Source organism: Terrabacter sp. 2RAF25 (genome assembly GCF_052115265.1).
Taxonomy (GTDB): Bacteria; Actinomycetota; Actinomycetes; order Actinomycetales; family Dermatophilaceae; genus Terrabacter.
Map to the genome: position 1 here is coordinate 368,043 of NZ_JBFRGJ010000003.1, position 12,130 is coordinate 380,172.

10 protein-coding genes are annotated in these 12,130 nt (G+C 70.5%); 4 read left to right on the plus strand and 6 right to left on the minus strand.

Annotated elements, in window-relative coordinates; genetic code table 11:
* Positions 1-324 precede the first annotated feature (324 nt).
* Positions 325-1,614, plus strand: coding sequence for an AI-2E family transporter (locus tag AB4091_RS10680; protein WP_442291723.1), 1,290 nt, complete (start codon positions 325-327; stop codon positions 1,612-1,614).
* Positions 1,615-1,632: 18 nt separating this feature from the next.
* Here the strand turns inward: AB4091_RS10680 and serA are convergent, their stop codons facing one another.
* Entirely contained in the window at positions 1,633-3,216 is a 1,584-nt protein-coding gene (gene serA, locus AB4091_RS10685; RefSeq protein ID WP_442291724.1) for a phosphoglycerate dehydrogenase, read from the minus strand.
* Between the two features lie 245 nt (positions 3,217-3,461).
* Here serA and AB4091_RS10690 point away from each other — a divergent pair, with 245 nt between their 5' ends.
* Positions 3,462-4,226: an SDR family oxidoreductase gene (locus AB4091_RS10690; RefSeq protein ID WP_442291725.1), complete on the plus strand. Its 765-nt coding sequence runs from the start codon at positions 3,462-3,464 to the stop codon at positions 4,224-4,226.
* Between the two features lie 74 nt (positions 4,227-4,300).
* On the opposite strand, the gene ilvC is transcribed toward AB4091_RS10690, so the two are convergent.
* From ilvC to AB4091_RS10705, 3 genes are read right to left on the minus strand one after another with little or no spacing between them, the layout of a single operon-like run.
* Positions 4,301-5,329, minus strand: coding sequence for a ketol-acid reductoisomerase (gene ilvC / locus AB4091_RS10695; RefSeq protein WP_442291726.1), 1,029 nt, complete (start codon positions 5,327-5,329; stop codon positions 4,301-4,303).
* A gap of 56 nt (positions 5,330-5,385) precedes the next feature.
* Positions 5,386-5,898: an acetolactate synthase small subunit gene (gene ilvN / locus AB4091_RS10700; RefSeq protein WP_442291727.1), complete on the minus strand. Its 513-nt coding sequence runs from the start codon at positions 5,896-5,898 to the stop codon at positions 5,386-5,388.
* 2 nt (positions 5,899-5,900) lie between these two features.
* Positions 5,901-7,760: an acetolactate synthase large subunit gene (locus AB4091_RS10705; protein ID WP_442291728.1), complete on the minus strand. Its 1,860-nt coding sequence runs from the start codon at positions 7,758-7,760 to the stop codon at positions 5,901-5,903.
* 475 nt (positions 7,761-8,235) lie between these two features.
* On the opposite strand from AB4091_RS10705, the gene AB4091_RS10710 reads away from it, so the two are divergent.
* Together AB4091_RS10710 and AB4091_RS10715 are read left to right on the plus strand one after the other, a co-directional pair.
* Positions 8,236-9,258: a GNAT family N-acetyltransferase gene (locus AB4091_RS10710; RefSeq protein WP_442291729.1), complete on the plus strand. Its 1,023-nt coding sequence runs from the start codon at positions 8,236-8,238 to the stop codon at positions 9,256-9,258.
* 9 nt (positions 9,259-9,267) lie between these two features.
* Complete coding sequence (locus tag AB4091_RS10715) at positions 9,268-9,708, plus strand: SRPBCC family protein (RefSeq protein WP_442291730.1); 441 nt, start codon at positions 9,268-9,270, stop codon at positions 9,706-9,708.
* 46 nt (positions 9,709-9,754) lie between these two features.
* On the opposite strand, the gene ilvD is transcribed toward AB4091_RS10715, so the two are convergent.
* A complete protein-coding gene (ilvD, locus tag AB4091_RS10720) occupies positions 9,755-11,455 on the minus strand; it encodes a dihydroxy-acid dehydratase (RefSeq protein WP_442291731.1) in 1,701 nt (566 codons plus the stop codon).
* Between the two features lie 70 nt (positions 11,456-11,525).
* Positions 11,526-12,023, minus strand: a complete 498-nt coding sequence (locus tag AB4091_RS10725; protein WP_442291732.1) for a SixA phosphatase family protein — start codon at positions 12,021-12,023, stop codon at positions 11,526-11,528.
* Between the last annotated feature and the right edge of the window lie 107 nt (positions 12,024-12,130).

Consider the following 12,130-nt stretch of genomic DNA (forward strand, 5'->3'; position numbering starts at 1 on the left):
CGAACCTGTCAGCAGGAGGGTGCGCGGGATCTCCGCGGCGAGGTGCTGACTACCTGGACTCGCCGCGGCGGGGAATAAGTACGACCTGCCGCGTCATGCATTTCACGGTACGCGGGGCTACCCATGGGTAAAGGGGGTTTCCACAGGATGAGACGCGGCGTCCACCATTCGTTCGGTGCCGAGGACGTACGCGTGTCGCGGGTCACCGGTGGACTCGCGGGGTCCTCCACCCCCGTCGTAGGGCTCACCTGCCGCGCCGTCAGGCGCCTCTCGTCCGTGCGCGGCCTCCCGCACCGGGCGCACCCGGGACCGTAGGCTCGCCGCGTGAGCGCTCACCACCCCGACTCGCACGCCGACTCGCACGCCGACTCGCACGCCCACCGTGCCGATCCGCACACCGATCGGCCCGACCGGCACGACCGGCACATCCACCATGCCGTCCCCGGGGTGCCGTTCGACGACGAGGCCCGATGGATCGCCGTGACACCGGGCAACGCGCGACGCATCACGATCATCGTGCTGACGGGCGTCGTGCTGCTCTCGATCGCGACCTGGGCCTTCCACGCGCTCGCCAGCTTCCTCTTCCTGCTGCTGCTCGCCTGGCTCGTGTCCATCGCGATGGAGCCGGTGGTGCTCTTGCTCGCCTCGCGGGGCATGAAGCGGGGGCTCGCGACCGGCCTGACGATGCTCGGGCTCCTCCTGCTCTTCGCGGGTCTCGCCGAGCTCTTCGGGCAGGTCTTCATCTCGCAGGTGTCCGAGCTCGGTACGCAGCTGCCGGGCGCCGTCACCTCGGCGATCAACTGGGTCAACTCGACCTTCGGCACGACCTTCGACCTCGAGCAGGTGCGCTCGGCGCTGAGCCTCACCCCCGACAAGCTGGGCGAGCTCGCCGGTCGCTACGGCGGCGGCATCGTGGGCATCTTCGGCTCGCTGTTCACCTTCCTCTTCGACAGCCTGACGATCCTCGTCTTCGCCTACTACCTGTCCGCCGACAGCCCGCGCCTGCGCCAGACCATCGGCTCCTGGCTGCCGCAGCGCTACCAGCGGGTCTTCATCACGGTCTGGACGATCTCCGTCGAGAAGACCGGCGGATACGTCGTCTCCAAGCTGGTCCTCGCAGCACTGTCGGCCGTCTTCCACGCATCGTTCTTCTGGGTCATCGACGTCCCGTTCTGGCTCCCCCTCGGCGTCTTCGCGGGCATCGTCGGCCAGTTCATCCCCACGATCGGCACCTACATCGGCGTGGCCCTGCCGGCGCTCTTCGCGGTGCTCGACAAGCCGATCAACGCCGTGTGGATCGCGGTGTTCGCGACCATCTACCAGCAGCTCGAGAACTACGTCTTCACGCCGCGCATCAGCCGGCGCACCATGGACGTCCACCCGGCCGTGGCGCTCGGCTCGGTCATCGCCGGCGCGGCCCTCTTCGGGGCGATCGGTGCCCTCATCGGCATCCCGATCGCCGCGGTGGCTCTCGCGATCCTCGACACCTTCAGCAAGCGCCACGAGCTGGTGCCCGAGCTCGCCGAGCTGGACACGTCCGACGACGACGATGACGAGGACGACGAGGACGACGAGGACGACGAGGCGGCGAAGGACGCCACGGCCCGCTCCTGAGCGGACCTGTGCCCCGGATCAGTCCTGCAGGTCGACGACCGAGAAGTTCTCGGCCTCCACCACGTCGGACAGCTCGGCCGCCAGTGCGGGCGGGACGGCGCTGTCGACGTTGAGCACCCCGATCGCGCGGTCCTGCTGGCGCGAGACCTGCATGCCACCGATGTTGATGTCGGCGTCACCGAGGATGCGGCCGATGTTGCCGATCACGCCGGGCCGGTCTGAGTACTCGAAGACGAGCATGTGCTCGGTGAGCGGCACCTCGAGGTCGTAGCCGTTGACGCCGACGAGCTTCTCGACGAGCTTCGGGCCGGTCAGGGTGCCCGAGACCGAGACGACGGTGCCGTCGGCGAGCGTGCCGCGCAGCGTCGTGACGTTGCGGAAGTCACCCGAGTCGGGGTCGGTGACGAGGCGCACGACGCAGCCACGCTGCTCGGCGAACACCGGGGCGTTGACGTAGGTCACGGGGTCCTCGACCACGTCGGTGAACAGGCCCTTGAGCGCGACGAGCTTCCAGACGTTGACGTCGTGCTCGATGATCTCGCCCCGCACGTCGACGTCGAGCTGGGTCGGCACGCTGCCCGCGACGGCCGTGAACATCCGCCCGAGCTTCTCGACGAGCGGGATGCCGGGCCGGACCTCCTCGGCGATGAAGCCGCTGGAGACGTTGACGGCGTCGGGCACGAGCTCGCCGCCGAGGGCGAGGCGTACCGACTTCGCGACGGCGATGCCGGCCTTCTCCTGGGCCTCGTCGGTCGAGGCGCCGAGGTGCGGCGTCACGACGACCGACTCGTGGTCGAAGAGCGGGGACTCCGTCGTCGGCTCGGTCGCGAACACGTCGATGCCGGCGCCGGCGACGCGGCCCTCGGCGATGGCGCGCGCCAGGGCGGCCTCGTCGACGATGCCCCCGCGTGCGGCGTTGACGATACGCACCGAGGGCTTGACCTTCGCCAGCGCCTCGTCGCCGATGAGACCGAGCGTCTCGGGCGTCTTCGGCAGGTGGATGGTGATGAAGTCGGACTGGGCGAGCAGCTCGTCGAGGCCGACGAGCTGGGCGCCGAGCTGACCGGCCTTGGCGGGCGACGCGTACGGGTCGTAGGCGACGATCTTCATGCCGAAGCCCTTGAGCCGCTCGGCGACGAGGGCGCCGATGCGCCCGAGGCCGACCACGCCGACGGTCTTGTCGAGCAGCTCGACCCCGGTGTACTTGCTCCGCTTCCACGCGCCGGCCTTGAGGGCCTGGTTGGCGGGGGCGATGTTGCGCGCGGTCGCGAGGAGCAGCCCGACGGCCAGCTCGGCGGCCGAGGTGATGTTGGACGTCGGCGCGTTGACGACCATCACACCGGCCTGCGTCGCTGCCTGGACGTCGACGTTGTCGAGCCCGACGCCCGCGCGGGCGATGACCTTGAGGCGCTTCGCTGCGGCGATCGCCTCGGCGTCCATCTTCGTGGCCGAGCGGATGAGGACGGCGTCGACGTCGGCAAGAGCCGGGAGCAGCACGTCACGGTCGGCCCCGTCGACCGAGCGGACCTCGAAGTCCGGTCCCAGAGCCTCGATCGTTGCGGGCGACAGCTCTTCGGCGATCAGGACAACGGGCTTGCTCACAAGGGTTCCCTTTCCGAGACGGAGCGGCGGGGAGGCCGTGGAGGGCAAGGGCCAGGTCCATCGCGGACGCGGGCCGTCGGCGGCACCGCGGCGTGCCGTCGGCGAGTCTAGGGGCTGCGGTGCCGAGAATCACGGACCGTGACCAATCCGTGAACCGCCCCCACATCCCACCCGTGTCTTGGTCGCTGGACGCCCGGTCCCGTATGCCGGGACGGCGGAACCGCGGTCGGGCTACGGTGGGTGACGTGCGAGTGGTCGTGACGGGTGGCGCGGGAGACCTGGGCTCCCGAGTGGTGGCGCAGCTCCGCGAGCGAGGCCACGAGGCCGTGCCCGCGAGCCGCCGCACCGGGGTCGACCTCAGCACCGGGTCCGGGCTCGATGCGGCCCTCCGGGGAGCCGACGCCGTCGTGCACTGCGCAGACGACACGTCCGCCGGCGACGCCGTGACGGTCTACGGCACACGGCGGCTCGCCGACGTCGCGGCCGCCCAGGACGTGCACCTCGTGCACATCTCGATCGTCGGCATCGACGGCCATCCCCTGCCCTACTACAAGCGCAAGCTCCGGGCAGAGCAGGGCATCGCTGCCGCCGGCGGCGCGGCAACCGTCTTGCGCGCGACCCAGTTCCACTCTCTCGCAGCGTACTTCGCGCGGGTGCTGACGAAGGGTCCGGTTGCCTTCGCCATCGGCGACATGGTGATCCAGCCCGTCGACACCGACCACGTGGCCGCCCGCCTCGCCGACCTGGCGCTGGGTGCCCGCCCGGCGGCATACGCCAGGGCGACGGACCTTGCCGGCCCTGACGTGCTCGCGCTCGTCGACATCGCGACTCTCGTCCGCTCCCACCGTGGCGCACCGGCGCCCCGCGTCGTGCACCTGCCCGCGGTCGGGGCCGTGCTGAAAGCGTTCGCCCGCGGCGCCAACGTGCCGCCGGCAGGAACCGCCGACACGGGTGGCCGAACATTCGCGGCCTGGCTCGCCGAGCAGCCGTCGCGGCTGTCGGGACGCTGACGCCGACCGCCGTCCCGGGAACGACGACGGCCGGCCACCCCACGAACGGGTGACCGGCCGCCAGGCAGAGACGGTCAGCGCGCGGCCGAGCCCTCGGTGTAGTCCGAGTCGGTCTGCTTGACCCAGGCCATCAGCTTGCGCAGCTCGCGGCCCGTGCCCTCGATCGGGTGCTGGGCGCCCTTCTCGCGCAAGGCCTTGAACTCCGGGGCGCCGGCGTCCTGGTCGTCGATGAAGCGCTTGGCGAAGGCACCGTTCTGGATGTCGCCCAGGACGGCCTTCATGTTCTCCTTGACGTGCGGGTCGATGACACGGGGACCCGAGACGTAGTCGCCGTACTCAGCGGTGTCGGAGACCGACCAGCGCTGCTTGGCGATGCCGCCCTCGATCATGAGGTCCACGATGAGCTTGAGCTCGTGCAGGCACTCGAAGTAGGCGACCTCGGGCTGGTAGCCGGCCTCGACGAGGGTCTCGAAGCCGTACTGCACCAGCTGGCTCGCACCGCCACAGAGCACCGCCTGCTCGCCGAAGAGGTCGGTCTCGGTCTCCTCGGTGAACGTGGTCTTGATGCCGCCGGCGCGCAGGCCGCCGATCGCCTTGCCGTAGGCCTTGGCGAGGTCCCAGGCCGTGCCCGACGCGTCCTGCTCGACAGCGAGGAGCACGGGCACCCCACGGCCGTCGGCGAACTCGCGGCGCACGATGTGGCCGGGGCCCTTGGGGGCCACCATGAGCACGTCGGCGTCGGACTCCGGCTTGATGTAGCCGAAGCGGATGTTGAAGCCGTGCCCGAAGAGGAGGGCGGCGCCGTCCTTGAGGTTGGGCTGGATGTCGTTGGCGTAGACGGTGCGCTGCACCTGGTCGGGCGTCAGGATCACGACGAGGTCGGCCTCCTTGACGGCGTCGGCGACCGAGGTCACGGAGAGGCCCTCGGCCTCGGCCTTGGCCCGGCTCTTGCTGCCCTCGGCGAGGCCGACGCGCACGTCGACGCCGGAGTCGCGCAGGTTCAGCGCGTGGGCGTGGCCCTGGCTGCCGTAGCCGATGACGGCGACCTTCTTGCCCTGGATGATCGACAGGTCGGCGTCGTCGTCGTAGAACATCTCGGCCATGGTGGCCTTCTCCTTCGGTTGCGGTGTGCTGTTGGTCTGGGGGTGGGTGGAGTCGCTCAGGCGCTGCGCAGGCTGCGGTCGGTGATCGAGCGCGACCCGCGGCCGACGGCGACCATGCCCGACTGGACGAGCTCCTTGATGCCGAACGGCTCGAGGACGTCGAGCAGCGCGCGGAGCTTGTCGGAGTTGCCTGTCGCCTCGATGACGACGGCGTCGGTCGTCACGTCGACGACCTTGGCCTTGAAGAGCTGGATCGTGTCGATGACCTGGCTGCGCGTCGCCGCGTCGGCCCGGACCTTGACGAGGACGATCTCGCGCTGGACCGAGGCGTGGGCGTCGAGCTCGACCACCTTGAGCACCTCGATGAGCTTGTTGAGCTGCTTGGTCACCTGCTCGAGGGCAGCGCCCTCGACCTCGACGACGACGGTGATGCGCGAGATCTCGGGCAGCTCGGTCGGACCGACCGCGAGCGAGTTGATGTTGAAGCCCCGGCGCGAGAAGAGCGCTGCGACGCGGGTCAGCACGCCGGGCTTGTCCTCGACGAGCACCGACAGGGTGTGCTTGCTCATGCTCAGTCCTCCCGCTCCCAGACCGGTGCCTCGTGGCGGGCCGCCTGGATCATGTCGTTGCTGACGCCCGCCGGGACCATGGGCCACACCATGGCGTCGCGGTGGACGATGAAGTCGATGACGACCGGCCGGTCGTTCGTCTCGAGCGCCTGCTTGATGACGGCGTCGACCTCGTCGGGCGTCTCCGCGCGGAGGCCCAGGCAGCCGTACGCGTCGGCGAGCTTGACGAAGTCGGGCACGCGCTGGCTCATCGGCTGGAGGTCGGTGTTGGAGTAGCGCTCGTTGTAGAAGAGCGTCTGCCACTGGCGCACCATGCCCAGCGAGCTGTTGTTGATGATGGCGACCTTGATCGGGATGTTGTTGATGACACAGGTCGCGAGCTCCTGGTTGGTCATCTGGAAGCAGCCGTCACCGTCGATGGCCCAGACCGTGCGCTCGGGCTCGGCGACCTTGGCGCCCATCGCCGCCGGCACCGAGAAGCCCATGGTGCCGAGGCCGCCCGAGTTGATCCACGCGTTGGGGCGTTCGTACTGGACGAACTGCGCCGCCCACATCTGGTGCTGCCCCACACCCGCGACGTAGGTCGCCTCGGGCCCGGACAGCGCCCCGATGCGCTCGATGACGTACTGCGGCGACAGGGTGCCGTCCTCGCTCTCGGTCCACCCGAGGGGGAAGGTCGACTTCCACTCGGCGACACGCTCACGCCAGGCCGTGTAGTCCCAGGCCCCGCCCTCGGCGGTCGCGCGGTCGAGGGTCACCTGCTCGATGAGGTCCTTGATGACCTCACCCGCGTCGCCCACGATCGGCACGTCGGCGACCCGGTTCTTCGAGATCTCGGCAGGGTCGATGTCGGCGTGGATCACCTTGGCGTCAGGGGCGAACGTCGACAGCTGACCCGTCACGCGGTCGTCGAATCGGGCACCCAGGGCGATGATCAGGTCGGCCTTCTGCAGGCCCGTCACGGCGGCGACGGTGCCGTGCATCCCGGGCATGCCGAGGTTGAGTGGATTGCTGTCGGGCACGGTGCCGCGCGCCATGAGGGTCGTGACGACCGGGATCTGCGTCAGCTCGACGAGCCGGCGCAGCGCGTCGCTGGCGCGGGAGCGCACGACGCCGCCACCGACGTACAGGACGGGTCGCTCGGCGGCTGCCATGAGGCGCGCAGCCTCGCGGATCTGCTTGCCGTGCGGGCGCAGCACCGGGCGGTAGCCGGGAAGGTCGATCTTCGGCGGCCAGCTGAAGGTCGTGCGCGCCTGCAGGGCGTCCTTGCTGATGTCGACCAGCACCGGCCCCGGACGCCCGGTGCTCGCCACGTGGAAGGCCTCGGCGATCGCCTGCGGGATCTTGGCCGGGTCGGTGACGAGGTAGTTGTGCTTCGTGATCGGCATCGTGATGCCGCGGATGTCCGCCTCCTGGAAGGCGTCGGTGCCGATCGCCGCGCTCGCGACCTGGCCCGTGATCGCGACGACCGGGACGGAGTCCATGTGGGCGTCGGCCAGGGGCGTGACGAGGTTGGTGGCACCGGGTCCGGACGTCGCCATGCAGACGCCGACCTTGCCGGTGGCCGAGGCGTACCCCTCGGCCGCGTGGCCGGCGCCCTGCTCGTGGCGGACCAGGATGTGCCGCACCTTCTTCGAGTCGAGCATCGGGTCGTAGGCCGGCAGGATGGCACCGCCCGGGATGCCGAAGACGGTGTCGCAGCCGATGGCCTCGAGCGAGAGTACGAGCGCCTGCGCCCCGGTGACCTCGAGGGCCGGGACGGCCGCCGGGACCGTCTCGACGGGCTTGCCCTCAGCGGGTCGGGGACGGGCCAGAGAGGCCACGTCAGCCGGCGATGGCGCCTGCTTGGTCGTGTCGCTCACGATCTCTTCCTTGTCTCGAGCACTCGTGGTCCTACGGGACGTCCTGCGGGAAGCCCCGCAGATGGACTGCGGTTCTGGCTGACTCCAGCCACAAAAAAACCCTTCGGTCCCGCGGTGGGACGGAAGGGAGCGCGCTGACCGGTGGGGCTGGTCGGCGCGCTAGGGAAGTACGAGGAGTCGGGCCACGTGACAACCGTCCTACGCGGCCCCAGTGGTGTCAATCGAGCGTCACCGGCGTCTCAGGATGTGGCATCGTGATCTCACCCACTGTCAGCCCCGCACGAGCGACGCCGCCGGGCTGCCTCGCCTGCGCCCAGGCGCCGAAAGTCGCTTGTCGCACCCGGACCGCGCTCGCGACACTGGCCCGCATGACCAGCACCGTCGCCGACCTGCTGCCCGCGCCCGGCCTCCGAGTCATCGGCGGCTCGTTGGAGCTGCGGGGCACCGGCCGCGACACACGCGAGCAGGAGCAGCCATGACAACCCCGCACCCCTCGGCTCCCACGAGCGACGCCGACCCGGTCGCCCTCGTCCTGCCGGCCGGCTCACAGGCGCTGACCGTGCGTCCGTTGGCACGTGCCGACGCCCCAGCCGTCGCCGCGTTGATGGCAGCGTGCGAGCAGCACGACGTCGGCGAGGTCCTCATCGAGGAGGCCGACATCGTGGGCGACTGGCAGCGCCCCGCCTTCGACCTCGCCAGCCAGACCGTCGGCGTCCTCGACGGCGAGCGACTCGTCGCGTACGCCGAGGTCTACAAGGCGCGCTGGGCCGACGGTGCGGTCGAGCCGGCATACAGGGGTCGCGGCATCGGCACCGCGCTGTCGCGCTGGACCCGAGCCGTCGGGGCGCGTGACGGCGGCACCATCGTCGGGCAGCCGGTGCCTGGTGACTCTGCAGGCGAGCGGCTCTTCACCGCGCTCGGCTACCGCAACCTCTGGACGTCGTGGGTCCTCCAGCTGCCTGCCGGTCAGACGATCGTGCCGCAGCCCACCCCCGACGGGTACGCCATCCGCGAGCCGCGCGACCACGCCGACCTCGAGGCGGCGTGGAGCGTCAACGAGGACGCCTTCCTCGAGTGGTCGGAGCGCGAGCGCGCGACCTTTGCCGAGTGGGCGGCCACCGTGGTCTACCGCCCCGGCTACGAGCCGTGGCAGCTGCGCCTCATGGTCGACCCGGTCGGCGAGGTCGTGGGCATGGCGTTCGTCATCGTCTCGAGCGGCTGCGCGTACGTCGACAAGCTGGCGGTCCGCCGCGACCAGCGCGGGCGTGGACTCGCCCGAGCCCTGCTCGTCGACGCGTTCGAGGTCGGGCGCGCGCACGGGGGCGACCGGTCAGAGCTGTCCACCGACTCGCGCACCGGGGCGCTCGGGCTGTACGAGAAGGTCGGGATGCAGGTGACCTCCGTGTGGCGGCACTGGGCCGCTGACGTCGTCGGCAACCCGTCGGCCGCTGCCGTCGGACCCGCCGCACCCGCCACACCCGTCGCCGTCGAGGCCTGAGGAGGCATGGTGGAGCAGCACACGAGCATCGAGATCGACGCCCCGGCGAGCCGCGTCTGGGCCATCCTGGCCGACGCCGAGCGCTGGCCCGAGTGGACGCGGTCGGTGCGCAGGGTGACCCTCCACGACGGGGTGCTCGAGGTCGGCGCGACCGCCACGATCGACCAGCCGCGCATCCCGACCGTGAGGTGGACGGTGACGGCCCTGACCCAGGGGCAGTCGTTCACGTGGGAGTCCGGCGGTGCCGGCGCCCGGACCATCGCGCACCACAGGGTCGAGACGATGGGCGAGAACCGCTGCCGGGTGACGCTCTCGGTGAGCCAGCAGGGGCCCGTCGGCTCCGTCGTCGGGCGGCTCTACCGCGGGCTGACCGACCGCTACCTCGCGATGGAGGCGGCGGGCCTCAAGGGACGGGCCGAGTCCGACTGGACTCCCCCACCGGGGACCTAGCTCCGCGCCGTGGTGAGCGACGGGAACGTGTCGGTGGGCACGTGCGTCAGCCGCAGACGGCGCCGCCGCTCGCGCTGCCGACGAGCTTGCGGTACTTGGCGAGGACGCCGCGGGTGTACTTCGGCTCGGGGTGCGTGACGCCCTCGGACCGGCGACGCTGCATCTCCTCGTCGTCGACGAGCACGTCCAGCGTGCCGCTCGCGACGTCGAGGCGGATCGTGTCGCCGTCGCGGACGAAGGCGATCGGACCCTCGTCGACGGCCTCGGGCGCCACGTGGCCGACGCACAGACCTGTGGTGCCGCCGGAGAAGCGGCCGTCGGTGAGGAGCAGGACGTCCTTGCCGAGACCGGCACCCTTGATGGCGCCGGTGACGGCGAGCATCTCGCGCATGCCGGGGCCACCCTTGGGGCCCTCGTAGCGGATGACGACGACGTCGTTCTTCTGAAGCGACCCGGCCTCGACGGCGTCCATCGCGGCCCGCTCGCCGTCGAAGACCCGGGCCGTGCCCTCGAAGACCGACTCGTCGAAGCCGGCCGACTTCACCACGGCGCCCTCGGGGGCGAGCGAGCCCTTCAGGATCGTCAGGCCACCCGTCTTGTGGATCGGGGTCGCCATCTCGCGGATGACTCGGCCGTCGATGTGCGGCGGGTTGAGCTCGTCGAGGTTCTCGGCCATGGTCTTGCCCGTCACGGTGAGACAGTCCCCGTCGAGCAGGCCGGCATCGAGGAGCGTCTTCATGACGACGGGGATGCCGCCGATGTGGTCGATGTCCTTCATCACGAAGCTGCCGAACGGCTTGACGTCGGCCAGGTGCGGCACCTTGGCGCCGATGCGACGGAAGTCGTCGATGGTCAGGTCGACGTCGGCCTCGTGGGCGATCGCGAGCAGGTGCAGCACGGCGTTGGTCGAGCCGCCGAAGGCCATGACGACCGCGATGGCGTTCTCGAAGGCGGGCTTCGTCATGATGTCGCGCGCCGTGATGCCGCGGCGGAGCAGCTCGACGACGGCCTCACCCGACTTGCGGGCGTACATGTCGCGGCGGCGGTCGGTCGCCGGCGGGGCGGCCGAGCCCGGGATCGACATGCCGATCGCCTCGGCGACCGCGGCCATCGTGTTGGCGGTGTAGAAGCCACCGCAGGCGCCCTCGCCCGGGCAGATGGCCCGCTCGATCGCGTCGACGTCCTCGCGCGACATGAGTCCGGCGTTGCACGCCCCGACGGCCTCGAAGGCGTCGATGATCGTGACCTCCTTCTCGGTGCCGTCGGAGAGCTTGGCGACACCCGGGAGGATCGTGCCGGCATACAGGAACACGGAGGCGAGGTCGAGGCGCGCTGCTGCCATGAGCATGCCCGGAAGCGACTTGTCGCAACCCGCGAGAAGGACTGAGCCGTCGAGTCGTTCGGCGTTCATGACGGTCTCGACGGAGTCGGCGATGATCTCGCGGCTCACGAGCGAGAAGTGCATGCCCTCGTGGCCCATCGAGATGCCGTCGGAGACCGAGATGGTGCCGAACTCGAGCGGGTAGCCGCCGCCGGCATGGACACCGTCCTTGACCGCCTTGGCGAGCCGGTCGAGCGACAGGTTGCACGGCGTGATCTCGTTCCACGAGCTCGCGACGCCGATCTGCGGCTTCGCGAAGTCGTCGTCACCGAGGCCTACCGCCCGAAGCATCCCCCGTGCCGCGGTCTTCTCGAGACCGTCGGTGACGTCGCGGCTGCGGGGCTTGATGTCAGGCGTCTGCGTCATGCCTGCAGCATAAGACCGTGTCCGCTGGGTGGACACCGCATCTCACAGCCTGATCGCGGGGCCAGCGGGCTCAGTCGTCGTGGCCGCGGCTCACGTGGAAGCGCGCCAGGGCGCACGAGCCGAAGTCGATGTCGGCCCACTCGCCGGCATACCTCAGGACCGCGAGCCCGCTGGTCACGAAGCCCGCGCCGAGGGCGTCATGGGCCTCGCGCGAGCCCTCACCGTCGGTGAGCAGGCTGGTCAGCTGCGCCATCGTCGGGTTGTGACCGAGCACCAGCACCGTCGAGGTCTCACCGGCGTCCTCGCGCACCGTCTCGAGGGTCTGCTCCGACCCACCGAGGTAGACGCTGCGCCGGTACTCGACGAACTCGGTGTGGGCGCCGCCGTGGCACGCCTCCTCCCACGTCTGGCGGGTGCGCTGCGCGGTCGAGCAGATCACCAGGTCGGGCACGAGGCCCTGCTCGTGCAGCCACGTGCCGGCGGCCTTGGCATCTCGACGGCCCCGCGCCGCGAGCTCTCGCTCGTGGTCGGCCTTGCCGAGACCCTCCTCGGCCTTGGCATGTCGCATCAGGATGAGGGTCTTCTCTCTCGAAGCACTGCTCATAGGTCTAGAGCATGCTCCGCAGCGGCCCGCTTGTCAGCCCGGAACCCCGGCCGGCGCGGCGACCGGCGCGA

Coding starts and splice junctions, on each gene's coding strand:
- ilvN (WP_442291727.1), bottom strand. CDS start 5,898: ATGAGCAAGCACACCCTGTCGGTGCTCGTCGAGGACAAGCCCGGCGTG.
- ilvC (WP_442291726.1), bottom strand. CDS start 5,329: ATGGCCGAGATGTTCTACGACGACGACGCCGACCTGTCGATCATCCAG.
- ilvD (WP_442291731.1), bottom strand. CDS start 11,455: ATGACGCAGACGCCTGACATCAAGCCCCGCAGCCGCGACGTCACCGAC.
- AB4091_RS10725 (WP_442291732.1), bottom strand. CDS start 12,023: ATGCGACATGCCAAGGCCGAGGAGGGTCTCGGCAAGGCCGACCACGAG.
- AB4091_RS10710 (WP_442291729.1), top strand. CDS start 8,236: ATGACAACCCCGCACCCCTCGGCTCCCACGAGCGACGCCGACCCGGTC.